Annotated in this window: 27 protein-coding genes and 1 tRNA gene; 13 read left to right on the top strand and 15 right to left on the bottom strand. The window is 64.9% G+C overall.

Features of this window, described 5'->3' with window-relative positions; all coding sequences use genetic code 11:
* The first annotated feature begins 193 nt into the window (after window positions 1-193).
* Window positions 194-877, top strand: coding sequence for an HAD-IA family hydrolase (locus SM753_RS06635; RefSeq protein WP_323191004.1), 684 nt, complete (start codon window positions 194-196; stop codon window positions 875-877).
* A 35-nt stretch (window positions 878-912) separates the two neighbouring features.
* The gene (hisH, locus tag SM753_RS06640; protein WP_323191005.1) at window positions 913-1,584 is read left to right on the top strand and encodes an imidazole glycerol phosphate synthase subunit HisH; all 672 of its coding nucleotides are present in this window, start codon (window positions 913-915) and stop codon (window positions 1,582-1,584) included.
* A gap of 336 nt (window positions 1,585-1,920) precedes the next feature.
* Here hisH and SM753_RS06645 read toward each other — a convergent pair whose 3' ends face one another.
* Window positions 1,921-2,268, bottom strand: coding sequence for a hypothetical protein (locus tag SM753_RS06645; RefSeq protein WP_323191006.1), 348 nt, complete (start codon window positions 2,266-2,268; stop codon window positions 1,921-1,923).
* Window positions 2,269-2,510: 242 nt separating this feature from the next.
* Here SM753_RS06645 and SM753_RS06650 point away from each other — a divergent pair, with 242 nt between their 5' ends.
* From SM753_RS06650 to SM753_RS06665, 4 genes are all read left to right on the top strand, one after another.
* Window positions 2,511-3,620, top strand: coding sequence for a tRNA (guanine(26)-N(2))-dimethyltransferase (locus SM753_RS06650; RefSeq protein ID WP_323191007.1), 1,110 nt, complete (start codon window positions 2,511-2,513; stop codon window positions 3,618-3,620).
* A gap of 42 nt (window positions 3,621-3,662) precedes the next feature.
* Window positions 3,663-5,000, top strand: coding sequence for a YihY/virulence factor BrkB family protein (locus SM753_RS06655; protein WP_323191008.1), 1,338 nt, complete (start codon window positions 3,663-3,665; stop codon window positions 4,998-5,000).
* Window positions 4,997-5,893: a phosphatase PAP2 family protein gene (locus tag SM753_RS06660; protein ID WP_323191009.1), complete on the top strand. Its 897-nt coding sequence runs from the start codon at window positions 4,997-4,999 to the stop codon at window positions 5,891-5,893. The genes SM753_RS06655 and SM753_RS06660 overlap by 4 nt, the downstream gene beginning before the upstream one ends.
* A gap of 111 nt (window positions 5,894-6,004) precedes the next feature.
* Window positions 6,005-6,226, top strand: coding sequence for a hypothetical protein (locus tag SM753_RS06665; protein WP_369335343.1), 222 nt, complete (start codon window positions 6,005-6,007; stop codon window positions 6,224-6,226).
* Window positions 6,227-6,335: 109 nt separating this feature from the next.
* Here the strand turns inward: SM753_RS06665 and glnA are convergent, their stop codons facing one another.
* Complete coding sequence (gene glnA, locus SM753_RS06670; protein WP_138798247.1) at window positions 6,336-7,703, bottom strand: type I glutamate--ammonia ligase; 1,368 nt, start codon at window positions 7,701-7,703, stop codon at window positions 6,336-6,338.
* A gap of 126 nt (window positions 7,704-7,829) precedes the next feature.
* Between glnA and lrp the strand changes: the two genes are divergently transcribed.
* Window positions 7,830-8,288 (top strand): HTH-type transcriptional regulator Lrp, encoded by a 459-nt coding sequence (gene lrp / locus SM753_RS06675; RefSeq protein ID WP_135534814.1) that lies wholly within the window; start codon window positions 7,830-7,832, stop codon window positions 8,286-8,288.
* A gap of 36 nt (window positions 8,289-8,324) precedes the next feature.
* Window positions 8,325-8,798: a GNAT family N-acetyltransferase gene (locus SM753_RS06680; protein WP_323191011.1), complete on the top strand. Its 474-nt coding sequence runs from the start codon at window positions 8,325-8,327 to the stop codon at window positions 8,796-8,798.
* 170 nt (window positions 8,799-8,968) lie between these two features.
* On the opposite strand, the gene thsB is transcribed toward SM753_RS06680, so the two are convergent.
* From thsB to SM753_RS06725, 9 genes are all read right to left on the bottom strand, one after another.
* The gene (thsB, locus tag SM753_RS06685) at window positions 8,969-10,606 is read right to left on the bottom strand and encodes a thermosome subunit beta (protein ID WP_369335344.1); all 1,638 of its coding nucleotides are present in this window, start codon (window positions 10,604-10,606) and stop codon (window positions 8,969-8,971) included.
* A 283-nt stretch (window positions 10,607-10,889) separates the two neighbouring features.
* Window positions 10,890-11,621 carry an SOS response-associated peptidase gene (locus SM753_RS06690; RefSeq protein WP_323191012.1) on the bottom strand — a complete coding sequence of 244 codons (732 nt, stop codon included), beginning with the start codon at window positions 11,619-11,621 and terminating at the stop codon, window positions 10,890-10,892.
* A 534-nt stretch (window positions 11,622-12,155) separates the two neighbouring features.
* Window positions 12,156-12,237 (bottom strand) — tRNA-Ser (locus SM753_RS06695).
* Between the two features lie 27 nt (window positions 12,238-12,264).
* Window positions 12,265-12,471 carry a hypothetical protein gene (locus SM753_RS06700; RefSeq protein WP_138798250.1) on the bottom strand — a complete coding sequence of 69 codons (207 nt, stop codon included), beginning with the start codon at window positions 12,469-12,471 and terminating at the stop codon, window positions 12,265-12,267.
* The gene (locus tag SM753_RS06705) at window positions 12,468-12,848 is read right to left on the bottom strand and encodes a RidA family protein (RefSeq protein ID WP_138798251.1); all 381 of its coding nucleotides are present in this window, start codon (window positions 12,846-12,848) and stop codon (window positions 12,468-12,470) included. Before SM753_RS06705 ends, SM753_RS06700 begins: the two co-directional genes overlap by 4 nt.
* Window positions 12,849-12,880: 32 nt before the next feature.
* Entirely contained in the window at window positions 12,881-13,882 is a 1,002-nt protein-coding gene (locus SM753_RS06710) for a cytochrome d ubiquinol oxidase subunit II (RefSeq protein ID WP_323191013.1), read from the bottom strand.
* Window positions 13,875-15,272: a cytochrome ubiquinol oxidase subunit I gene (locus tag SM753_RS06715; protein ID WP_323191014.1), complete on the bottom strand. Its 1,398-nt coding sequence runs from the start codon at window positions 15,270-15,272 to the stop codon at window positions 13,875-13,877. The genes SM753_RS06710 and SM753_RS06715 overlap by 8 nt, the downstream gene beginning before the upstream one ends.
* A 116-nt stretch (window positions 15,273-15,388) precedes the next feature.
* Window positions 15,389-16,600, bottom strand: coding sequence for a threonine ammonia-lyase (ilvA, locus tag SM753_RS06720; RefSeq protein ID WP_323191015.1), 1,212 nt, complete (start codon window positions 16,598-16,600; stop codon window positions 15,389-15,391).
* Between the two features lie 244 nt (window positions 16,601-16,844).
* Entirely contained in the window at window positions 16,845-17,234 is a 390-nt protein-coding gene (locus tag SM753_RS06725; RefSeq protein ID WP_323191016.1) for a gamma-glutamylcyclotransferase family protein, read from the bottom strand.
* Window positions 17,235-17,331: 97 nt separating this feature from the next.
* On the opposite strand from SM753_RS06725, the gene SM753_RS06730 reads away from it, so the two are divergent.
* The gene (locus tag SM753_RS06730) at window positions 17,332-18,348 is read left to right on the top strand and encodes a PGF-CTERM sorting domain-containing protein (RefSeq protein ID WP_323191017.1); all 1,017 of its coding nucleotides are present in this window, start codon (window positions 17,332-17,334) and stop codon (window positions 18,346-18,348) included.
* Window positions 18,345-18,608 carry a hypothetical protein gene (locus tag SM753_RS06735; protein WP_323191018.1) on the top strand — a complete coding sequence of 88 codons (264 nt, stop codon included), beginning with the start codon at window positions 18,345-18,347 and terminating at the stop codon, window positions 18,606-18,608. The genes SM753_RS06730 and SM753_RS06735 overlap by 4 nt, the downstream gene beginning before the upstream one ends.
* A gap of 27 nt (window positions 18,609-18,635) precedes the next feature.
* Here SM753_RS06735 and SM753_RS06740 read toward each other — a convergent pair whose 3' ends face one another.
* The 3 genes from SM753_RS06740 to SM753_RS06750 form a co-directional block, all read right to left on the bottom strand.
* Window positions 18,636-18,860 carry a hypothetical protein gene (locus SM753_RS06740; RefSeq protein WP_323191019.1) on the bottom strand — a complete coding sequence of 75 codons (225 nt, stop codon included), beginning with the start codon at window positions 18,858-18,860 and terminating at the stop codon, window positions 18,636-18,638.
* A 325-nt stretch (window positions 18,861-19,185) separates the two neighbouring features.
* Window positions 19,186-20,325 carry a citrate synthase gene (gene citZ / locus SM753_RS06745; protein WP_323191020.1) on the bottom strand — a complete coding sequence of 380 codons (1,140 nt, stop codon included), beginning with the start codon at window positions 20,323-20,325 and terminating at the stop codon, window positions 19,186-19,188.
* Between the two features lie 75 nt (window positions 20,326-20,400).
* Window positions 20,401-20,595, bottom strand: coding sequence for a hypothetical protein (locus tag SM753_RS06750; RefSeq protein ID WP_323191021.1), 195 nt, complete (start codon window positions 20,593-20,595; stop codon window positions 20,401-20,403).
* Between the two features lie 146 nt (window positions 20,596-20,741).
* On the opposite strand from SM753_RS06750, the gene SM753_RS06755 reads away from it, so the two are divergent.
* Entirely contained in the window at window positions 20,742-21,941 is a 1,200-nt protein-coding gene (locus SM753_RS06755; RefSeq protein WP_135534827.1) for a potassium channel family protein, read from the top strand.
* A 24-nt stretch (window positions 21,942-21,965) separates the two neighbouring features.
* Here SM753_RS06755 and SM753_RS06760 read toward each other — a convergent pair whose 3' ends face one another.
* Complete coding sequence (locus tag SM753_RS06760; protein WP_138798259.1) at window positions 21,966-22,247, bottom strand: hypothetical protein; 282 nt, start codon at window positions 22,245-22,247, stop codon at window positions 21,966-21,968.
* 125 nt (window positions 22,248-22,372) lie between these two features.
* Here SM753_RS06760 and SM753_RS06765 point away from each other — a divergent pair, with 125 nt between their 5' ends.
* Together SM753_RS06765 and SM753_RS06770 are read left to right on the top strand one after the other, a co-directional pair.
* Complete coding sequence (locus SM753_RS06765; RefSeq protein WP_135534829.1) at window positions 22,373-23,329, top strand: succinylglutamate desuccinylase/aspartoacylase family protein; 957 nt, start codon at window positions 22,373-22,375, stop codon at window positions 23,327-23,329.
* A 31-nt stretch (window positions 23,330-23,360) separates the two neighbouring features.
* Window positions 23,361-24,512 (top strand): pyridoxal-phosphate dependent enzyme, encoded by a 1,152-nt coding sequence (locus SM753_RS06770; RefSeq protein ID WP_323191022.1) that lies wholly within the window; start codon window positions 23,361-23,363, stop codon window positions 24,510-24,512.
* Window positions 24,513-24,531 lie beyond the last annotated feature (19 nt).

Below are 24,531 nucleotides of genomic sequence, written 5' to 3' on the forward strand. Positions count from 1 at the left end.
CGCTCTCCGCTCGCGCCGGTCAGCGCGGCCGCAGTGTTGTCGTCCTCCTGTCCGGACCCGTCGGCGAGCGCAAGCGCAGGATTAGTAGTGTCAGCTGTAATCCCTTGAGGAATATCGGACCCCGGAGGTCCGACTATCCTTCCGAAGTTACAGCCAACAGTATAACTCGGTGGGGTCGTTAGAGTTCGACAAGATGGACGAGGCGTCCCTTCGGTACGACGCGGTGCTTTTCGACAACGACGGCGTGATCGTCGAGCGGACGAGCAACGGTGTGATGGAACCCGCAGTCCGCGGGGCCTTTCGGGAACTGGGCGTCGACGAACCCGACCCCCACCACGTCGAATACCTGATCCGGGGTCCGATGGACGAACTGGGAGATATCTGCAGGGCGTACGGCATCGACCCCGAACGACTCTGGGACGAGCGCGAGGCGCGCGCCGCCGCGGGCCAGAAGGAATCGATCCGGAACGGCGGGAAGCCGCTGTACGACGACGTCGCCGCCGTCGCCGACCTGTCGCTCCCGCTCGGCATCGTCAGCAACAACCAGTCCGAGACGATCGACTTCGTCGTCGACCACTACGACCTCGACTGGTTGGACTTCGCCAGCGGTCGCGAGATGAGCCTGGCGGGCGTCGGCCGGAAGAAGCCCGAACCGTTCTACCTCGAACGCGCGCTCGACGCACTCGGCGCGGAGTCGGCGCTGTACGTCGGCGACAGCGCGGTCGACGTGGCCGCCGCGGACGCCGCCGGCATCGACTCCGCGTTCGTCCGCCGTCCCCACCGCGCCGACTACGACCTGCCCCACGAACCCACCTACGAGATAGACGGCCTCGACGAGATACCCGACCTGGTTCGCAGCGCGACGGTTCCGGAGTAGTAAGGAACTTGACCGCGACGCTCCTACGGGTTCGCATGAGCCAACAGACCGCGGCGGCGACCGAGAACGACGGGGCGACGGCCTCGGTCGTCGTCGTAGACTACGGCCTCGGGAACCTCCGCAGCGTCACGCGCGGTCTCGAACGCGCGGGCGCAGAAGTGACGGTGACCGACGACGTCTCTACGTTTCCTGACGCCGACGGCATCGTCCTCCCCGGGGTCGGCGCGTTCCGCGAAGGGATGGAAAATGCCGGTCCGTACCGCGACGCCTTACTCGACGCCGCCGAGCGCGGCCAGCCAGTTTTCGGCATCTGTCTCGGGATGCAGATGCTCCTGACCAGCAGCGAAGAGGCCGAGCGCGCCGGGCAGGGCGACGTGCAGGGTCTCGACCTGATCCCCGGCCGCAACGTCCGCTTCGCGCAGGGCCAGAAGGTACCCCACATGGGCTGGAACGAACTGAACGTCGAGCGCGACCACCCGCTCGTAGAGGGCGTTGACGGGGAGTACGCCTACTTCGTCCACTCCTACTACGCCGAACCGGACAGCGGCGACGCCGTGGTCACCACGACCGACTACGAGGTCGAGTTCCCTAGCATCGTCGCGAACGAGGCGGGCACCGTCTTCGGCACGCAGTTCCACCCCGAGAAAAGCGGCGAGACGGGACTGCAGATCCTGCGGAACTTCGTCGACATCTGCGCCGAGGAATAGGACGCCGGCGTTTTTTCAGCGTTTCCGGATCGAACGTATCAGTCGAGCACAGGTGTGCGAGCGTAGCGAGGCGACCCAGTTCCCTCCGGACGGCCGGGAGCGCGGCGCGAGCCCTCGCGGCGAGCGCCGCGCTCCCCGGGGAAGGGCAGGCGCTCGGAGTGTCCTCGCGACCGCGAGGACTCGCCCAAACTAGCGGGCCTGGGTCAACGCGCGAGCGGGAGCGAGCGCGTTGCGGCGTCTTGCCGAACGAAGTGACAAGGCTCGGAGGACGCTCCGCGTCCTCCGGCGGACAGTGAAAGGGCGCAGCGCGCCGCGCCAGCGGCGCGCAAGGGCTTTCTATAGGAACTCTCTGACTTCCGAGTACCACATGTCGTGATGGTCCACGGCGTCGATTCGCTCGGCGATGTCGACGGCGAGCGAGTGCCAACAGCGCTCCGTCGGGTCCTCGGGGTCCAGGTTGTACGCGCTGTCCTTGCAGGTACAGCCGCCGTCCTCGACGACGTACTCCTCGCGGTGGCCGACGACGACGATGAAATCACGGTACTCTTTCACACGGCCTTCGGAGACGGACTCGATTGCGCGTGCCCCGCGGTCGCCGTGGACCGACGTGATCCGATCGACAGCGTCGGGCGTGAGTTCGCCGGCGTCTTCCAGCGCGGCTTTCCACTCTTCGACCCGCGTCACGGGTGCCACTCCGTTCGCACGGCGTCGGTCCTGATCACTGTCATCCAGTAAACAGTCCCCCGACAAAACAGGTTCGGTGTGTAGGGTGCGTGAACGTTAGTGTGCGACCCGAGAACGTGGGTACAGCATTCGTTGTCGGTGACGACTTCGAAACTGTTGCAGCGCCGGTAGATACATCGTCAGGAACCCCAGACCCCGCCTCCGATCCACACGCTTACGGCGTCCCGGGGGCGAAAACGGGTATGCACGTCCGGGAAGGTGGGGTCGAAATCGAGGTACCCGAACAGGAAAGCGAGGGTATCGACGACGCCGTGTTCTTCAATCCCGTCCAGGAGTTGAATCGCGACCTCACCGTCGCCGTCCTCCGCGCGTTCGGCGACCGGGAGGAGCGAGCGGAGACGTACCTCGACGCGATGGCCGCGAGCGGCATCCGCGGCGTCCGCGCGGCGGCCGAGGGGTGGGACGCCACGCTGTGTGACGTCGACGCGGACGCTATCGACCTGTGCGAGCGGAACCTGGCGGCGAACGACCTAGACGGCACTGTCGTCCAGCGCGGCGCGAACGCGCTGATGCACGACGACGTGTTCGACGTGGTCGACATCGACCCGTTCGGGACGCCGATGCCGTTCGCGGACGCCGCGTTCGCCAACACGCGTGACCTGGTTTGCGTGACGGCGACCGACACCGCGCCGCTGTGTGGCGCGCACTTCGACAGCGGCGTCAGGAGCTACAGCGCCGTCCCGCGAAACACCGAGTACCACGCCGAGATGGGGCTCCGAGTGTTGCTGTCGGCGCTCGCCCGGACCGCCGCGCGGTACGACACGGGTGTCGTGCCGCTTTTTTCCCACGCGACGAATCACTACGTTCGGACGTACCTCGAACTGGAACACCGCGCGACGGACGCAAACGCCGCTATCGACGAACTCGGCCACGTCTACCACTGCGAGGACTGCCTCTACCGCGAGACCGAGCGCGGCCTGATCGCGGACCCGCTGGACGACTGTCCGAACTGCGGGGGCGAACGCGTCGTCACCGCGGGACCGATCTGGCTCGGCAGCGTTCGGGACCGTGAGTTCGTCGCGGATGTCCGCGACGCGGTCAGCGGCGACATGGGCACCGCCGAGAACGCACGCGACCTGCTGGAGACGGTCGAACACGAACTCGACCAACCCACACACTACGACCAGCATCGCCTATGCAAGGAGTGGGGTCGCCCGGCGGCGGCGATGGACGACTTCCTCGGGAAACTCCGGACTGCCGGCTACGAGGCGTCCCGTGCCCACTACAGCGGGACGGCGTTCAAGACGGATGCGGACGTGGCGGCCGTCCGAGAAGTCACCGAACACGAGTAGTTTCAGCAAACAGTATAGTGTTTCCGCGCCGAAGAATCGGACGTGCGCCAGCGACTCCAGCGGTCGGTCGGGTTCGGAAAGAGCGTGGCCGCCGTCGTCCAGAACCGGCAGGTCACCTTTCTGGCGGCCGGCATCGCGTACTACGCGTTCGTCTCGCTCGTCCCTCTCTTGTTGCTGGCGCTCGTCGTCGCGAGCGTGTTCGGGGGCGAGGCGCTCGCCGAGCGAGTCGTGAGCGCCGCCGGCGAGATACTCACCCCATCGGGTGCCGACCTGGTCCGCGATGCGCTGACGAGCGAGAGCGGCCGGGGCGGCGCGACCGTCGTCGGTATCGCCGGCCTGCTCTGGGGCGGTCTGAAAGTGTTCCGCGGTCTCGACTACGCGTTCTCGGCGGTGTACGGCACGACCGGTGAGGAATCGCTTCTCGGAAGTGTGCGCGACGGCCTGATCGTGCTGTCGGCCATCGGCCTCGGCGTCGTCGTCGTCGCCGTCATCAACGCGCTGGTCGGAACGTTCGCCGGCCCGCTAGCCGGCGAAATCGCGTCGGTCCTTTCGCTGGTCTCCCTCTCAGTCGTGTTTTTCCCGCTGTACTACGTGTTCCCGAACGTCGCGCTCGACGCCCGCGGGGCGCTCCCCGGCACCGTGTTCGCCGCCACCGGCTGGACGGCCCTCAGCGCCGTGTTCCGGGTCTACGCCGCGAATGCGGACGCCTACGCGGCGTACGGCGTTCTCGGCGGCGTCCTGTTGCTCGTCACCTGGCTGTACGTCGGCGCGATGGTCGTCATGCTGGGTGCCGTCGTCAACGCGGTACTCGCCGGCTACGCGGAGGACCGGCAGTTACAACACGACAGACATAGACAGACACGAGCAACGCGAGCGATGACCGACGATATAGCCACTGACGGGGACGCTGGGTCGGACGAAGACGACGGACTCACCGCCGACGATTTCGAGGCAGACGAGACCACGGACGAGCGGCACTCGTCGAGCCCACACTCATCAGGCGGCGAGGACCCCGACAGAGCCGACCTCGAAGCAGAGATAGAGCGCCTCCGCGAGGAAGTCGAGGACTTCGAGGAGGAGATCGAACAGCGGACGGTCCACCGGGACGACATCGAGAGCGACCTCAAACGCTACGTCCGCAAGCGCGTCAGGCGGGGCCACGCTCGGGGGTGGGGTCCGTACCTCGTCCTCCTATACGGTACCGTGATGACCATCGGCGCGTTCTACCTCCTCAGCGGCGGATGGGCGATACTCGCGATGATCGTCGTCTGGCTGTCGACGCTCGGCCTGTACGTGCTGATGGTACTGTTCGGTGCCGGCCTGTCCCTGCTCGGCGCGCCCGGGCGGATACGTGACGCTATCGGTTCCTGGCGCTCATGAGCCGCGGGGTCGGAGCCGTCGAGATACTCCGTGACATCTTTCCCGAACCGGTCACGGCCGCGTTCGCCTTGCTGACACAACTCGGCGACGTCTGGTTGTACGTCGTCATCCTGACGCTCCTGTACTGGTATGGGAACCGAGAGCGCGCGATGCGAATCGTCGGCGTTGCGATCGGTGCTATCGCGCTGACGCTCGCGCTGAAGTACGCGTTTGCCCTCCCTCGCCCGCCCGCCGACCCGCCGGCGCTCCCCGAGAGCGTTCCGGCCGTGCTGGAACCGCTGTACGAGGAAACCGTCAGCGCTGACGGGTACGGGTTCCCCAGCGGGCACGCCGTTGGGAGCGCCGCCGTCTGGGGTGCGCTCGCGCTTTGGACCGACATCGGCACCCGCCGACAGCGGTTCCTCGCGGCGGCGGCGCTCGTGGCCGTCATCTCAGTGTCTCGTCTCGTCCTGGGAGTTCACTATCTCGTCGACGTGGTGGCGGGCGTCGCGGTTGGCGGTGCGTACCTCGCCGCAGTGGCCGTCGCCGTCTCGCGGACAACGGACGGACCCACGGTCGCGCTCGGGGCCGCGGCCGCCGTTGCGGCGCTCGGTATCGTCGTGAGCGGTGCGAATCAGGAGCTTCTCGCGGCGTTCGGGGCCGCCGCCGGTGCGCTGGTCGCCTGGCGACTCGCCGACGTACCGGCCGAACCGTGGCCACGGACGACCGTCGGCCTGGGGTACGCGCTGGGATGTGTCATCGCGCTGGAACTGCTCGTACTCGCCTGGCTACTCGTTCCTCTCCCCGACTCGGCGGTCGTCGTACTGTCGTCGCTATCGCTCGGTAGCGTCGTCGCCGCACCGGCCGGGGTGCGCCGCGTGAAAGAACGAAACGCGAGGACGGCACAACAGTAGGTGGTAAGACAGTCTGTTTATTTGATTGAGTGTTTGGAACGTATCCGAGTGGTTCGGTAGGTGAGTTTGATCCCGGAACATATTTGTCGGGAAAAACAGTACAGTGAGACGATAGCTACTGTGAAACGTCTCTACAACCGCAGTGACGAGTGGCTGAAGGGCCTCTCTCGTGGACCGTATGCCGTCTTCTTGGGGATATCGTCCGGTGTTGGCGTCCTCATAGCCGGATTACTGGTGAGTAGGGATCTCCTCCTCGTTCAGGCGCTCACGATAGCGCTCGTCATGTTCAGCTTGGAGTACGCGTTTGGTCTCCACCAGACGACTGACGAGTGACTGGAACGACTACCGGCCTATTTCCACATCACGCACTCTTACTGACGAAACAAACTGCCGGAGCAGCCTGATACGGGTCGGGTGACCCGTGAAACTCCCGCTTTCCTCGTTAGAACTTCTCCAGATACTTCTCTTCCTCCCAGCTGCTGACGTGAGTCTTGTAATCGGCGTAATCGGCGTTTTTCGCCTGAGCGAACTTCTCGCTGACGTGTTCGCCGAGCGCCTCGGTGACTACCTCGTCGTCCTGAAGCGCGTCGACGGCAGCGCCGAGGTTCGGCGGAAGCGTCTCGATGCCGTACTCTTCGCGTTTCTCGTCGTCGAACTCGTAGATGTCCTCGCGGACCGGTTCGCCGGGGTCGGCGTCGTTTTCGATGCCGTGCAGACCGGCGGCGATGACGCTCGCAAGCGCGAGGTAGGGATTGCACGACGGGTCCGGACTGCGGATCTCGAAGCGAGCGCTCGCGCCGGCCGCGTCGGGGACGCGGATGAGCGCCGAGCGGTTGACGCCCGACCACGCGATGTACACCGGCGCTTCGTAGCCGGGCACCAGGCGTTTGTAGGAGTTCACGGTCGGGTTCGTGATAGCCGTAAACGCCTCGGCGTGGTTCAGGACGCCGCCCATGAAGCTGTAGGCGGTGTCGGAGAGATTGAACTCGTCGCTTTCGTCGGCGAAGGCGTTCCCGTCCTCGTCGAACAGCGAGATGTGGCTGTGCATGCCGGAGCCGTTGATCTCACCGATCGGCTTCGGCATGAACGTCGCGTGGAGGTCGTTCTGTTCGGCGACGGCGCGGACGACCGCGCGGAAGGTCGCGATGTTGTCGGCCGCAGTGAGCGCGTCGTCGTACTTGAAGTTGATCTCGTGTTGCCCCTCGGCGACCTCGTGGTGACTGGCCTCGACCTCGAAGCCCATGTCCTCCAGCGTGAAGATGATCTCCCGGCGCACGTCGCTCGCGAGGTCCTTGGGCGCGAGGTCGAAGTAGCCGCCGTTGTCGTGTGGGTTCGTCGTCGCGTTGCCGTTTTCGTCCTTTTCGAAGAGGAAGAACTCCGGCTCCGGACCGATAGAGACCTGATAGCCCATGTTCTCGGCGCGGTCGAGAACCCGTCTGAGAACCTGGCGCGGGCCGCCGGCGAACGGCGTGCCGTCAGTGTTAGCAACGTCACAGATCAGGCGAGCGCTCGCCGCATCGCCGTTGGAGCGCCACGGGAGGATGGCGAACGTCTCGGGGTCGGGTTCGAGGCGCATGTCGGACTCCTGAATCCGAACGAACCCCTCGATAGACGACCCGTCGAACCAGATCCCCTCGTCGAACGCTTTCTCGACCTGTCCCGCGGGTATGGAAACGTTCTTGACCGTCCCGGTGATGTCGGTAAACTGTAGCCGGACGAATTTAACGTTCTCTTCCTCGATTTTCTCCAGTACTGCTTCCTCCTCCTGGGTGAGGCCCTCAGCCTCGTCTGCAAGATTTCCGGTTGTCATTTTTCTCGTCAGTGCATACGAACATCCCAACCACTAAAACGCTATCCTTCTGCGCAAATCTTCCGACTGCGGCCATAAATTGGATATTCGTAAAATTATAATGTGTGGGGTGAGTGAGTACCTATAATGACGTACGAAAATCTCGACGCAGAACTAGTAAATGCACTTCTGAACGACGGTCGCGCCAGCCTGCGAAGCCTGGGCGAGGAACTGGACGTATCCGTGACGACCGTCTCGAACCACCTCTCCGACCTCGAAGAGAACGGCGTCATCGACGGCTACACCCCCGTCGTCGACTACGGGGCGCTCGGCTACGACGTGACCGCGATCATCCAGCTCAAAGTCGAAGGGAACGCGCTGCCCGATATCACGGACCGGCTCGAAGGCCACAATCAGATGATCAGCGTGTACGAGGTGACCGGCAACTACGACATCATCGCCATCGGGAAGTTCATGGACACGGACGGGATGAACGAGCAGATCAAGACGCTGCTGACCGACCCCGACATCAACGAGAGCAACACGAGCGTCGTGCTGGACGCCGCCAGCGAGAACGACCAGTTCACCCTGGACATCGAGGAGTAACGTTTTACCCGCGTCCGTTCGACCGATCGTCGTCCGATGACTGAGAGGCTCTCTATCAGACGGTACGACTCAGACGACCAGCAGCGCGTCCGCGAACTCCACGAAGCGGCCCTGCGAAGCGTCGACTCGTACGTCGAGGGAGTTCCGGATCCGGACATCGACGATATCGCCGGGACGTACCTCGCAGACTGCGGCGAGTTTCTCGTCGGCGAAATCGACGACCGGATAGTAGCGATGGGCGCGCTCCGCCGCGAAGACGAGGCCACGGCGGAGGTGACGCGGATGCGCGTCGACCCCGACTACCACCGACAGGGGTTCGGCACCGCGATGCTCGCGGCACTGGAAGACCGGGCCGCGGAACTCGGCTACGAGACGCTCGCTCTCGACACGCTCGACCGACAGACGGGGGCGAAGCGACTGTACGAATCGTTCGGCTACGAACGGACGGGACGGGAACAGCGGGGCGAAAACGGCGAATACGTGCGACTGTTCTACCGAAAAAACGTATAACGACGGCCGGGTAAGCGGTGAGGCCCTTGTTCGGGCCGAATCGCCCGCCACGCGGACGGGCCGTCTAGAGTGGAGGGGCCGCAAGCGCCGTCAGGCGCGAGCGACGTGTTTGGCTGGGTCTGTCCGGCCGAGCGGTCCGCAAAGCGGAGTAGAGGTAAACAGTGGCCTGTCTACATCGCGCCGCCCATGCCACCCATGCCGCCCATGCCGCCAGCACCGCCGGGGCCGCCTTCGTCGCCGCCCTTGTCGGTCGACAGGTCGCCGGCGGAGATGATGTCGTCGATCTTCAGCACGAGGTTCGCGGCCTCGGTAGCGCTGGAGAGCGCCTGCTCCTTGGAGTGTGCGGGTTCGACGACGCCGGCGTCGAACGTGTCCTCGACGCTGGAGGAGAACACGTTCAGGCCGGCGCGGACGTCGCCCGCTTCGTGGTCGGCGCGGAGGTCCACGAGCGTGTCGATGGAGTCGAGACCGGCGTTCTCGGCGAGAACGCGGGGGACGAGCTCCAGCGAGTCGGCGAAGGCTTCGACTGCGAGCTGCTCGCGGCCCTCGACGCTGTCGGCGAAGTCGCGCAGACGGCTGGCGACCTCGACCTCGATAGCGCCGCCGCCCGCGACGATGCGGCCGTCGGAGACGGTCTGGGAGACGACGTCGAGCGCGTCCGTGAGGCCGCGTTCGAGTTCGTCGACGACGTGGTCGGTCGACCCGCGCAGGATGAGGGTCACGCCGTGGTTGTCGTCGCCGGTGACGTAGAACATCTCGTCCTCGTCGTCGCGGGTAACGTCGCCGTAGCCGAGGTTGTCGGCGGTGACGCTGGAGAGGTCGGAGACGATGTCGGCGCCGACGACTTCGCGGAGGAACTCGATGTCGGACTTCTTGGCGCGGCGGACGGCGAGGATGCCTTCCTTCGCGAGGTAGTGCTGCGCCAGGTCGTCGATACCTTTCTGACAGAAGACGACGTCAGCACCGCTGTCGGCGATCTGCTGGACCTTCTGTTTGAGCTGTTCTTCCTCCTGGTCGAGGAACTGCTGAAGCTGGTCCGGGTCCGTGACGGAAACCTCGGTGTCGACGTTGGTTTCCTCGACTTCGACAGCCTGGTCGAGGAGCAGGATGTTCGCGTCCTCGACGCTCTTGGGCATGTCGTCGTGGACTGGGTCCTTGTCGACGGTGCCGCCGTTGATCAGTTCGGACTCGCCCGCGGAGCGGCCGGTCTGCGTCTCGATGTTGAGGAATTCGAGGTCGACCGTCCCGTCGACCGTGACGGCGCTGACGGCGTCGATGATGAGCTGGGAGAGGTGCTCCTTGTTCAGCTCCGCGCCCTTGCCGGTCATGGATGTCTCGGCGACCGAACGGAGGAGGTCCTCGTCGTCGGCCTCGACTTCCTCGGCGACGTTGCCGATCTCGTCGCGGGCCTGCTCGCTGGCGAGGTGGAAGCCACGGATGATCGCCGTCGGGTGGATGTCCTGTTCGAGAAGGTCCTCGGCGTTCTTGAGGAGTTCACCGGCGATTGCGACGGCCGTCGTGGTACCGTCTCCGGCCTCGTCCTCCTGCGTTTCGGCGACCTCGATGATCATCTCGGCCGTCGGGTTGTCGATGTCCATCTCCTTGAGGATGGTCACGCCGTCGTTCGTGATGGTAACGTCGCCCATCGAATCGACGAGCATCTTGTCCATCCCTTTCGGGCCGAGTGTCGAGCGAACGGCCTCTGAGACCGCACGCGCAGCGGAAATATTGTAGTTCTGCGCGTCCTGGTCTTTGACTCGCTGAGACTCCTCGCTCATTACGATCATCGGCTGACCGCCCTGTTGCATTCGCTGGCTCATAGTCAACTGAAGGTATGAATGTGATTCTATATAAAGGTTTATTATTTGTACGGGAGCGGCGCAGTCGAGTTCGCGCAGTGTGTCGCCCGAAACCCCCATACTGCGGTGGTATTGGCGTCGTATCATGCCAAATGATACCACGATTAAAGGAGGGGTGAGAGAGGTGTGATCTCCCCGTTTATATGCATACCAGTGCGGTCAGTCGGAGTCGACTCCGCACAGTTCGGCGGACCTCTCCGCACGAGGAGTACGCGGCAGGCGGCGAGTGTTGCTACGGCTCCGGGTCGAGCGGTTCGGCGACGGCCGGCGCATCGTTCGTCGGGTCGTTGACCGCCGGGGAGACGGGATAGGCCCGCATCTCGTCCGCTGGATACGGGTCGAGCAGTTCCCCGGCGTCGGCAGGGTCTGCCGTCAGCCACTCTCGCTGTTCGGCCTCGTCTAAAATGACCGCCATCCGGTGGTGCAGATCCTCGATCAGGTCGTTCGGTTCCGTCGTGACGACAGTGAACGTCAGCATGCGTCTCGTTTCAGTCGACGCCTCACCGTCGGCGAACGCGTCGAGACCGACCTGTTCGATTTCGGTCTCCCAGGTCGACCAGAGGCCCGCCATCGCGAACGGGCGGTCGTCCGTCCGCGTGACGCGGTACGGTTGCGTCCCCCCGCTCTCGTCGACCCACTCGTAGAAGCCGTCAGCGGGGACTAAACATCGCCCCGCCTGCGGCCCGCCGGTTTCGTGGGACTGCTCGAACGCGTCGCGGAAACTCGGCTTCTCGGCGACCGTCTCCGCACGCGCGTTGATCAGACCGTTGCTATCGTCGTCAGCCCAGTGGGGAACGAGTCCCCACTTGTGGAACTCGATCCGGTCGGAAGCCGCGTCCCGGACGACGGGCAACTCCTCGCCCGGTGCCATGTTGTACCGCGGTTCGAGATCCCTCTCCGGGGTAGCATCTAACAGGTCGATTACGGCGTTCTGAGGCGCGAACAGACTGTACCGGCCACACATTGTCGGCTCTACGTTCCCCGGTACCAAAACGCCGCTGACTCCGACGATGACCAGTAGTCACCGCCTTCGGCCGCGGAACGGCCGTTATTCGGCGTGTACTGAAGGGGGAATCGGTCGAAGCTGTTCGTAGGTGACGGGCCAGGTCACCTGGTGGGTATGAACGACAACTGTGAAGCCGTCGTTTGTGAAAGCGGGTGGTACGAGATCCGTGATCCGGGTCGGGTAGGCCACTGGATCGCGGTCGAGAATCCGGTCGAAGTCCGTCCGTGAGACGGGGACTTGCTCGGGACCCGTCCCGGTCGCGACTCTCGCGGCGCGTACTGACGACCGTCAGTATCAGAAGCTGAATCGCCTCTACTCCGTCTTCACCGCCGCTCCGGCCTCGACGACGCCGTCGCCCGCTCCGTTCCCTGGACCCGGCCCGTCGCCGCTCGGCCTGTCACCGCAGACCGGCAACCGCCGGACGCTCCATTTTTTTGCAGAGAGCAGTCGTAGAGAGCGCCGATGCTCCTCGCGAGTGGAAGTGCATGAAAACGCCAGGACAGGGATTTGAACCCTGAATCCCGAAAGGGAACACGCTTTCCAGGCGTGCGCCTTGCCATTCGGCCATCCTGGCTCACTCGGGAGTAGTCGGGTGTTCCGTTTAAACCCTTTTGTTCCGTCTCGCCAGCCAGCCCTCACCGAGATACGAGAGGGCGGTCGCACCGCTCCCGACCGCGACCGCGATGCCGACCACTGCCGGTACCGGGACGCCTGCTCCGCCGGCGAGCAGATACCCCTGGTACAGGACCAGGAACGCGAGCACGCCGACGACCCCCCAGAGGAGGCTGGACCTGACGCGAGACCTCACTCCGACGAAGCGACGGCCTCTATCTCGACGCCGGCACCTTTCGGCAACTCGGACACCTCGACGGCGCTTCGCGCCGGTGGGTTGTCGAGGAAGTACTCCTTGTAAGCCTCGTTCATCTCGTCGAAGCTGTCGATGTCGTCGAGGTAGACGGTGACTTTCAGGACGTCTTCCGTGTTCAGACCCTCCTCTTCGAGTATGGCCGAGACGTTTTCGAGAGATTGGCGCGTCTGGACGGTGATCGACTCGTCGTCTAACAGTTCACCGTCGGCCGTCATGGGGAGTTGACCGGCGGTGAACACGATCGAGCCGTCAGTCGTCGCCTGGCTGTACGCCCCGACGGCGGCGGGGGCGTCCGGAGTGTCGATAATGCGTTTCACGCCCGAACTGTCGGGAGCGGGGGACTTAAAACTCAGTAGCTCTCTCCCGCCTCGACCGGCCCCGCAAAAACGGAGTACAGCACGGCGAAGTAGGTGATCACCAGCGGGATCAACAGAGCGGACGCTATCGTCATCAGGTTCAGCGCGAGCGTCGAGACGGCCGCGTCCGCGACCGAGAGTTCCGAGGACGGATCGATAGACGGGTACAGGAGAACGGCCACCAGCGCGACGAAGCCGTACGTGAGCGCGCCGGCGACGCCGAGCGCGAGATGGTACCGTTCCTCGCGCATCGCGCGGACGTATCCACCGACAAGCGCGACCGATAGCGCGACGAGCGCCGCCGGTACGGGAGCTAGGAGACCGCCGCCCACGTTCGGCGCGGTAAGCGCGAGCGTTACGAGCGACGCGACGACGAGCGCGAGGTAGCCGGTCACCGCGCGGACGCCGTACGCGGTCGTCTCTGACTGTACGACTCCGCGGGTTTTGATCCCCAGGAACGCGGCACCCGAAACGACGGTGAGAGCAACGAGCGCTAGACCGACGAGCGGACCTGCGAGGGTGAGACTTCCCTCGGAGCCGGTTAGCCACGCTGTCGCAAACATCCCGAGCAGGAACGGCGCGCTGACGCTGCCCACGACGAAGGCAACACCCCAGATCCGCCGCCACCGCTCGTCGTGGCGCTGCTCGTAGAACTCCGGAGCCAACCCGCGGAGGATGAGTGCGGCGAGGAACGCGAACAACAGGATGTAGTGACGGCTGAACAGCCCCGCGTACGCGGCCGGGAACGCCGCGAACAGCGCCCCGCCGAACACGACGAGCCACACCTCGTTTCCGTCCCAGAACGGCCCGATAGCAGCCAGGAGCTGTTCCTGCTCCGACTCGTCGTCGCGGGTGGCAAACAGCGCACCGACGCCGAAGTCGAACCCGTCGAGAAAGAGGAAGGTCCCCAGAAACGCGAAGACGATCCCGAACCACAGTTCCGGCAGGGAGAGACCGAGTACCGGCCCGCTCGACAGCGACAGGGGGTCAGTCATCGACAGTCACCTCCTCGGGCGGTGCGGGCGCTTCCGAAGTCGTCACGTCTGCCGCGTCCGGCGGCCCTCTCCGGAGCAGTCGAAAGATGACTCCCGAGTAAAGCGCCAACAGGAGCGCGTATCCGCCGGCGAACCCGACGAGCGTCACAGTTGCCTCCGTGCCAGTCAACCCGGGCGAGACGCCGTCGGTAGTTCGCATGACGCCCTGTATCACCCACGGCTGGCGGCCGACCTCGGTGACGATCCAGCCGAGTTCGACCGTGAGTATTCCGAGTAGTGACGACCAAGTGAGCGCCCGGAGCAGGCGCTCGCTCTCGAACAGTCGCCCCTGATACCATCGGTACCCTCCCCAGAGCGCGAGGCCGACGAACCAGAAGCCGAAACCGACCATCGCGCGGAACGACCAGAAGACGAAAGCGACGGGAGGAGAGCCGTCGAACTCGTTTAGACCGTCGACGACCGCGGACGGGTCGCCACCGCTGGCGAGCGCCGACGCGAGACTCGGGAGACTCACCGTAAACAGGGTTTCAGTGCGCGGGTCGGTGAACCCGTCGAGGCTGGTGGGAACTGCGAGGAGGTGGAGGTCGGCGTGAGGACCGGTCTCGTACTGCGCCTCCATCGCGGCGAACTTCTGGGGCTGAGTCTCGGCGACGTGGCGGGCGTAGCTGTCGCCGTGAAGCACCTGAAACGGCGCGGTGACGAGCAGGGCGACCAGCGCCACCTTCAGCGTCATACGCCAGAAGCGGTCGTCGCCGCCCGTTCGGACGTAGTAGGCCGCCACACCGGCGAGAAACAGCGCGACCGACAGCACGGCAGCGCTCTGCATGTGGACGAACATCCACGGGAACCGCGGGTTCGCGTACGCGGCGACGGGGTCGACGAGCGTCACGACCGGCTGACCCCCTTCCCGGGCGAGTTCGAACCCGCGAGGCGTCTGCATCCAGGAGTTGGCGACGAGTATCCACACTGCCGAGAGCCACGTTCCGAGGCCGACGAAGACGCTCGACAGGAAGTAGAGGCGGTCGGACACCCGGTCGCGGCCGAAGACGAACACGCCGAGAAACGTCGCTTCGAGGAAAAACGCCATCATCCCCTCGACGGCTAACGGCCCCCCGAACAGTTCGCCGGCCGTGGTCGCAAAGGCCGCGAAGTTCGTCCCGAACTCGAACTCCAAGACGATACCGGTGACGGTGCCGACGACGAACGAGATGGCGAACACCGACGTCCAGAACGACCGGAGTCGCGGGTACACGGGGTCGTCCGTGCGAACCTCCTTCCACGTGAAATAGACGAGGAACGGAGCCAGCCCCATGCTCATCACGGGGAAGATGATGTGAACGATCGTGGTGAGGGCGAACTGAAGTCTACTGGCGAGGACTGGGTCGATCATGGCTGTGCGAGGGTACCAGCCGGTAGTTAAACGAAGAGGCGAATAGGTTCGCCGTCGATAGCCACTCGCCGGGAACGGGAGAAAAGAATAGGTGACTCCGGTAGAAACGTCTACAGTTACACTAACACGTCCACTTCGTAGCCGCGGTTCCGAAGTTCCGCCAGCAGTCGGTCGACGTGGTCGTGGCCGCGCGTTTCGAGATCCAGTTCGACTTCGGTGTCGCTCATGCCGATGTCCCGCGACGTGCGGTCGTGCTGGATGGCGTAGATGTTCGCGCGCATGTCGGCGATCACTTTCAGCAGGTCTTCGAGAGCACCGGGCCGGTCTTTGAGAACCGTTCGGACCTTCAGGTATCGGCCGGTTTCGACCAGTCCGCGCATCACGACGGTCGTGAGCATGTTGAGGTCGATGTTCCCGCCACACAGCGCCGGAACGATGACCTCCTCGTGCTCGTAGTCGAGATGGCCCTCCAACAGCGCGGCGAGGGGAACGGCACCCGCACCCTCGACCATCGTTTTCGAGCGTTCCAGCAGGTTCGTGATGGCCATGGCGATGTCCGCATCAGGGACGGTTACGACCTCGTCGACCCGTTTCTGGATCACCTCGAACGGGAGTTCGCCGACGCTACGGGTCGCGATACCGTCCGCTATCGTGTCGACGCCGTCGAGTTCGTGTATCTCGCCTTTCTGCAGGGAGGTCGCGACTGAGGAAGCCCCCTCAGCCTGGACACCCACGACGCGCGTCTCAGGGTCGTGGGCTTTGACCGCCGTTGCGATGCCGCTTATCAGACCGCCGCCGCCGATGGGGACGACGACGGTGTCGACTTCGGGGAGTTCCTCGACGATCTCCAGACCGATCGTCCCCTGTCCGGCCATCACCATCTCGTCGTCGAAGGCGTGGACGTACGTGCGGTTCTCCTCGCGTTCGATCTCGTGGGCGCGTTCGGCGGCATCGTTGTAATCGTCGCCGTGGAGGACGACCTCGGCCCCGTAGTTCCGGGTTGCCCCGACTTTCGAGATGGGGGCGTTCGTCGGCATGACTATCTTCGAATCGACGCCGACCCGCGAGGCGGCGAGCGCCACGCCCTGTGCGTGGTTGCCGGCGCTCGCGGTGACGACACCCGCGTCTTTCTCGGCTTCCGAGAGGGTTTTGATGCGGTTGGTCGCTCCGCGGATCTTGAACGACCCGGTCCGCTGGAAGTTCTCCAGTTTCAGATACACCTCCGCGCCGGTCATCTTGGAGTAGGTGTGCGAGTAGTCCAGTGGCGTGTGTCGGGCGGTTGCTGAGACCCGTTCTCGCGCCTCGCGTACGTCCGCGAGTTCGATCATGGATCAACATACTCTGCCACCTTGGTAATGATTTATGATGTTCCGACTGCCGTCGGTCTGAGAAGGGATACGGGTAGTACCCGAAAGGGGATGCGGGTACTACCCAAAGGGGAATGCACGGTGCGTGTGTCGTGCGTCTTTCCGTGGCGGGTCCGATAGTATAAACCCCACGCGTGCGGGGTGAAAGTGGAACCGCCCGAATGCGCCGCCGTGAAAAGAACGTCGCACGGCCGTCAGACAACTGTCATTCGTCACTGTGTACCACGATGTTCTCGCTGTCCAGATACGTTCGGACTCGGCTCTCGAAGGGGCCGAATCCCGGCCATTCGACGGACGAATCGACGCCGAGACGGGCGGGCGTTCCCACGTACGTGGCGACGCTGTCGCCGTCCGCGGTCGGCACCGTCACTCGGACGTACAGACCGCCGTCGACGTTTTCGTAGGCGTCCAGCGAGCCAACGTCGTCCGTTTGCAGGATCCGTCCGTCCGCCGTCCCGCCGGGCGCAAGCGTCGGATACTCTCCGTCCACTTGATGGAGGCCGTCCAGACGCGCCGCCCCGTGATACGAGTACTCGTCGAGTACCGCGTCGGCCCGGGCCTCGTCGGTCAGCGTCCCGTAGACGAACACGTCCATAGCTATGTGTTCGTTGCATCTCCCTCGCTGTCTGCGTTGCGGTTCGTGGCTGATTTCAGCACACAAAGCATTTAATTACTCATCATATGCATTTAGTGTGAAACGGGAACAGATATTGATAGGTGCCACAGTCGCCGTCGTGGCGACCGCGGTGCTTCTCGCCGCCCTGTCTCCCGCGGCCCTCGCCCCACCGGACGAGGAACTGCAGACCGAGGGAGACAGTCGGTTAGGCATCGAAGAGGTTCGGATCGCTCCCGGCGACGTATCGAGCGGCACCGCGACGCTTACCGTCGAGACGCGACTGCGACACCGCGGGTCGGCGGCGGAGAACGTCACCGTCCTGTTGCGGGCGGTCGACACCGAGAGAGGCATCGTGAAGACGACCCGGGAGTTCGACGTCGGCACGGTTTCCGGCGACCGGGAAACCGCCATCGAGGGCGGCGTTACCGTGCCCCGGAGCGGTAACTACCGTATCGAGACGGTCGTCTTCGCTGACGGTCAGCGCGTCTCCGAGGGTCACACGGACGTCAGGGGCGTGGGGTCGCTCCATCCGGTCGTGTTCCAGGAATTCGACGACGCCGGAATGGCAGCCCTGCCGTCGGTCGAGTACTCGGTCAGCGACGCCGGCGAGAACCGGACATCGCTCGATGTCGCGGCCTACGTGACGAACTCCGACATCGAACGGGCGGAGAGCGTCGACGTGGTTCTGGTCGCTCGACAGGCGGAATCGAACATCGTCGCCGACAGGGAAACGGTCGAAGTCGGGTCCATCGCCTCCGGCCGCACCGTGACGCCGAACGCGTCCCTGACGGTTCCCGACGGCTACAACTACTACCTCGACGCGATGATCTTCCGCGACGATGTCCTCATCACGTCGACGCGAGCGCCGGCGACGCTCGCACCCGGGCAGAACTTCTCCGCCCCCGTCGACGAGGGCGGTGACGAACTCGAAGTCGGCGAGTTCGAATCGAACGACGAAACGACAGCGGAAGAGAGGACCTCCCGCGATGGCGATTCGCCGCGGTCAGGGGGTGACGGCCAACCGGGCTTCGGCGTTGCGGCCGCGTTGGTCGCGGTCGTCTGTGCGGCACTGCTGATACGGAGAGAACGATGACGAAGGAGACAGACGCTACGAAACCGAGGCGAACCGACGGTCCCGACAGAGACACCATCCGACAGTATCTCCAGTGGGGCGTACTCGTCGCGTTACTGTTGCTCGCGGCGGTGTCGCTCCTCGGGTTTTACACAAATGCGACGGATGCGATAGCGCTGTGGGTGGCAGCCAAGTACGAACCGCTGTTTCTGGCCGGGTTCAACCTCGCCGTTCTGCTGACCTCGGCTGTCGGCGTTTCGTACGTCCTGCGGTCGCTGTAGCGACGGCGGCGTCCCCTATCGCCGCCGTCACCGCACCGTGCGAAGGTCGACGAACGTTCGTTCGGTCGCCGTGATCCAGGCTGACATCCGTTCGAACCCGGACGCCCCCCGCGGATAGAGGGTACACTCGTCCGGTTCGCCGACCCGTTCGACAGTGACGGCGTGCAGTTCCGCGTCGGGTGTCACTGAATCGTCTGCCGATGTGTTGCTGTACATGGTGTGTGGCGTTCGCGACCCGGAATCGTTCCCCATCCCCACGTACTCCAAGTCACGTCACGGACTTGGTTATACGCCGGCTAGCGACGTCGAAGTGTGCACTCGGTGAAAGCCGAGTTCCAGGGACCATCCGGAGACGTTCTGAGAAGTCGGGTAAACGGATTTTACGCCGATAACTGGCGGTACAGGGGTAAATTCCGGGTTCTAAAAAAACAGTAGTGTGCGTGTAAACCGCGGATATCAGCACCAGAACGGGCGGTCGTGTTGTTTTGTTGAGGATATTCGCCGCGGTCCGATTCGCTCGCGGTTGACGAGGCTCGCTCGACTCGAAAGGCGGTGCGGTCGGGTCGCCGCTGGTCCCTCACCGTTCGTCGATAGGGACGAACTCCTCGTCCTTGGAACCGACGTACCGGGCGCGCGGCCGGATGAGGCGGTTGTCCTCGAACTGTTCGAGGACGTGGGCGATCCATCCGCCGGCGCGGCTCATGGCGAAGATGGGCGTGTAGATGTCGATGGGGATACCCATCTGATAGTACGTCGACGCGGAGTAGAAGTCGACGTTCGGCGCGATGCCTTTGTTCTCGGCCATGTACTCCTCGATGGCGACGCTCATCTCGTACCAGCGCGTGTCGCCGGCCGCCTCGCCGAGCGCCTCCGACTTCTGGCCCAGGATCTTCGCGCGGGGGTCTTTGACGTTGTAGACGCGGTGACCGAACCCGGGCACGCGACGGCCTTCTTCGAGAGCGTTCTCGACCCAGCCGACGGGGTCGCGGTCGCTCTCGTCGACCTCCTCTAGCATCCGCATGACGTTCTGGTTCGCACCGCCGTGGAGACCGCCCGACAGCGTGCCGATAGCGGACGTGACTGCGCTGTGGAGGTCGGCGAGGGTGCTAGAGGTAACCATCGCCGAGAACGTCGAGGCGTTCAGTCCGTGGTCGGCGTGTAGCACCAGCGCCATGTCGAACGTCTCGGCGAGTACCTCGTCCGGTTCCTCGTCGTTGAGCATGTAGAGGAAGTTCGCCGCGTGGCTCAGGTCCTCGCGGGGTTCGACGACTTCCTGTCCGTTTCGGAGGCGGTTGTACGCGGCGAGAACGGTCGGTATCTTGGCCGTGATCCGGCGGCCCTTCCGGAGATTGGCCTCGCGGTCGTCCGGTTCGTGCTCGGAGTCGTCGGGGTCGTACGCCGACAGCATGGAGACGGCGCTCCGGAGCGCGGCCATGGGGTTTTCGTCCTGGTCCGCGAGTTCGGCGACTGCATCCATCACGCCGTCGTCCACGTCCCTCTCGGCCACCATCTCCGCGGTGAACTCGTCGAGTTCCGCCCGGTCCGGCAGGTGACCGTGCCAGAGCAGGTACAGCACTTCCTCGTAACTGGCTTCCCTGGCAAGGTCTTCGATGGCGTACCCCCGGTAGATGAGACGACCCTCGTCGCCGTCGATGTGGCTCAGACCGGATTCCGCGACAAGCACACCCTCGAGCCCTTTCTTCAACTCGTCAGACATACCGTGTCAATTGCTTACCTGCCGGGAAAAGCATTATCGTTTGCCCGTAAACGGGAAGAACCGGTATACAAACGATCACTTCAGAGACGCTCGTACCGCCTCGGTGTAGGCATCCGTCCGATCCTGGGAGATCCAATGGTACGCGTTTTCCAGCGCCTCGACCGCCGGTGCCGGGCTATCCCCGTCCGGTCGATCCGCGTAGTTGGGCGGCTGGGAGTCGTCGGTCACGCCCTTCAGCAGGCGCGTCCCGTCGAACCAGGGGATCTTCATTCACGCGTCGGCGAGTGTCTTCGTCGCCGCTTGGTCATCGGCGAACACGCCCGGACCGTGACACGTTCGATAGTTTCGCTCGGCCTCACCGCCGCGAGACGGCCGGAGCGGCAACGTTTTTCTCGGGAGGCGTTCAACTCGAAACCATGGACGCGCCCGTAGAGGTCGAGTACGAACCCGCGAGCGTCAAGGAACTGCTCGCGGAGATGAAAGACACCGCAGAGTTGCTCATCGACCTCTCGTACTCGGCCGTCCTTCTCGGCAGCGACGAGGTAGCCGAGGAGGTGCTGGCGCTCGAAGAGCGGATGGACGTGTTGCAGCTCCGGGCAAGAATGAGCCTGTTGATGGCCTCCAGAAGCACCGACGACGCCGAACAGCTCGCACCCGTCCTCGGCGTCGTCGGCGCGGCGGAGAAGATAAGCGACGCCGCCGGCGACATCGCGAAGGTCGTCATCGAGGAGATCGGTCTCCCGGACGCGATGCGGACGGCGCTGCCCGACGCCGTCGAAACGCTGGTCCGCGCGACCGTCCACGACGACAGCGAGTACGTCGACCGGACGCTGGGAGACATCAACCTCGAAACGGAGACCGGAGTCCGGATCATCGCGATCCGACGCGGCGGCGACTGGCTGATGAACCCCGACCGAGAGACTCGGATCCGCGCTGACGACGTGCTCCTCTTGCGCGGGCCGAACGACGGCATCTCCACCGTCTACGCGACGGCCACCCGCGAAGCGTACGACCGGACGGAGCCGGTAGAGGCCGGCATCGACGACCTCGAACGCGCCGTCGACTCCATCGTCCTGATGAAAAACATGAGCGAACTCGCCGTCGACCTGGCGTACGGGTCGGTGCTGTTCGACAGCGAAGACGTCGCCGCCGAAGTGGCCGAACTCGAAGCGGAGGTCGACGCACTACAGTCGCGGTTCGAGGCGTGGACGCTCCGCGCCGCCGCCCGTGTCGACGACCCGGTCTCGTTGCGGGGTCTGGTACAACTCGGCGCGAGCACGGAGGAGATAAGCGACGCCGCCCTCGAGATATCGGAGGGCGTGCTCCGCGGCCTCGGCACTCACCCGGTCGTTGCGGAGGCGGTTCTGGAGAGCGACGAGGTGATAGTCAGATTCACCGTCGAACCGAACAGCGAACTCGACGGCGTCAGCCTCGGCGCGCGGGAAGTCAAAACCGAGACCGGCATGCGCGTCATCGCCGTCCGGAGACCGAGCGGAGAGACGGGCGACGACTGGGTCATCTCGCCCGGCCCCGAGACGGAACTCCGCGGCGGCGACGTGATCCTCGCGAAGGGGACTCGGACCGGGGCGGAACGGCTAGAAGCGCTCGTGAGTTAGTAGACCGACCGGTGGCGATTGCCGTTACTCTCGCATAGCGAGTCTGACCGCCGACACCACCGTCAGTGCGGTCGTGAGCAACATCGCCGACGTGACGGCGGCGACGAACGCGAGCGCGAGATACAGGAACGGCGAGCGGCCGCGGAACGCCGCGCCGGGGAGGACAGCCGGGACGACGACAAAAAACCCGTAGAGGACAACGGCGAACCCGACGCCAGCGGCGGCGCTCACTTTCGCGTGGCGGGGCACGTTCAGCGCCCGCATGAACTGGACCATCGGCGGCCGGTCGGGGGCGTCCTCGGACACGTCCGAGCGTGTGAACTCTACGACCAAAGCCGCATCGTTCCGCCGCGAACGGATACGAAACCGACCGTCGGGTCGAACGACCGGAAGTCCGAACCCCTAAGGCGTATCACATCCACGATCCGTCAATGACGACGCTGGGCACAGCGAGCGCGGGCCCCGGGGAGATGGACACGGGGCGACTTCGTGTCGGCGAGACCCGTGACGGGAGTCCGGCGGAACTGCCGGTCGCGGTGATAAACGGGGCCGAACCCGGTCGGACGCTGTACGTTCAGGCCGCGAGCGACGGCGACGAACTCAACGGCGTCGGCGTGATCCAGCGGTTCGTCCCGCAGGTCGACCCCGGGGAACTGGCCGGCGAAATACTCATCGTCGGGATCGTGAACTACCACGCCTTCCAGGTCGCGGAACACCGGAACCCGATCGACGACACGAAGATGAACCGGGCGTATCCGGGCGACGAAAACGGCACGTCGAGCGAGCGGATCGCCGCGGCGACGTTCGAGACCGCGACGCGTGCGGACCTGATCCTCGACCTCCACCAGGGGTCGACGAGTCAGATGTTGAACGAAGTGCGGGTTCGCTGCGGAAGCCGTCACCGCCTGCACTCGAAGTGTCTGGAACTGGCGAAGGCGTTCGGCTGCGGCTACGTCCTCGACCAGAAGGGTCCGGACGGTCAGCTAGCGCGTGCCGCCCCCGACGAGGGGGTCCCGACCATCGACCCGGAACTCGGCGGGTCGGTCGGCTGGGACGAGGAGAGCATCTCGATAGGCGTCGAGGGAGTGTTCAACGTACTCAGACACTACGACTTTCTCGACGGCGACGCGGCGCTTAACAACCAGACCCGCGCCGGCGGGTTCGACCAGTTCGGGTCGCCGGTCGGCGGACTCGTCCGGTTCCGGCGCGAACTCGGCGACCGCGTGTCCCGCGGGGACACCATCTTCGAAGTGACCGACGCGTTCGGACAGGAGAAGGCCACGGTGACCGCGGACGGGAGCGGTATATTCTGGCGGGCCCGCCGCCTTCCCCAGGTCGCGACCGGGGAGTACGTCTGTTCGGTCGCCACCGACATCGACGAGTACTGACGCGGACGACCACCGAAACCGACTACGACAGATGCCCACTGACCTTCACTGCCGCGCTTGCGGCAACGAGTACGACGCCGGACCGGACGAGCCGTGGCGCTGTGACTGCGGTCACGCGCTCGATTTCGCGAACGAACCGCTCCCCGAGGGGAGTCCGCCCCCGTTCGAGAGACTAGATACCCGCCGGGGGCTCTGGACGTTCTTCGAGTTCCTGCCCGTGAGTCAGCAGGTGAGTCTCGGCGAGGGGTTCACCCCGCTCGTCGATGCCCCGGACTGGGACGCCCAGTTCAAACTGGAGTACGTGTTCCCGTCCGGGAGCTTCAAGGACCGCGGGGCGACGGTGACGCTCTCGCGGGCGGTCGAACTCGGCGTCGACACCGTCATCGAGGACTCCTCGGGCAACGCCGGGGCCGCCATCGCGACCTACGCCGCCCGGGCCGGTCTCGACGCCGAGATATACGTTCCGGCGGACATCAAGCAGTCCAAGCTCGTCGCCATCCAACGCGCCGGTGCGCGGCCTGTCCGCGTCGAAGGCGGGCGCGAGGCTGTCACCGAAGCGTGTCTCGACGCAGTGCGCACCGGTGACGGCTGGTACGCCAGCCACGCCTGGAACCCCGCGTTCTACGCCGGGACGATGACGTTCGCCCTCGAAGTCGCCGCCCAGCGCGAGTGGACGGTGCCGGACGCCGTCGTCCTGCCGCTCGGCCACGGAACCCTCTTTCTTGGCGCTTACCGCGGCTTCAGGGCACTTCGGGAGGCCGGCATCACCGACGACGTTCCCCGCCTGCTGGGCGCGCAGGGAACCGGATACGCGCCGTTCGCGGCGGAGCTTCAGGACAACCGCCCGGAGCGCGAAGAGCCGGGCGCGGAACTGACCGCCGCTCTGGACCGGGACGACGAACCGGAGGCGGTAAACGAGATAGTCGACGGCATCCACATCCGCGACCCGGCGCGGAGAGAGCAGGTCGAAGACGCCATCCGGGAGACGGACGGCGACGCCATCGCACTGGGCGCGGACGCCGTCGAAGGGACGCTCGACCGCCTCCACCGTGCCGGGTTTTACGTCGAACCCACGAGCGCCGTCGCGCCGGCGGCGCTCGGCGAGTACCGCCGCGAAGGTGTCCTGGACGAGGACGACGACGTCGTCGTCCCGCTGACCGGAAGCGGGATGAAGACGTTATAGCCGTACTCCTCATAAATGA

Origin of the sequence: Halostella sp. PRR32 (genome assembly GCF_034808085.1) — an archaeon.
GTDB lineage: Archaea > Halobacteriota > Halobacteria > Halobacteriales > Natronoarchaeaceae > Halostella > Halostella pelagica.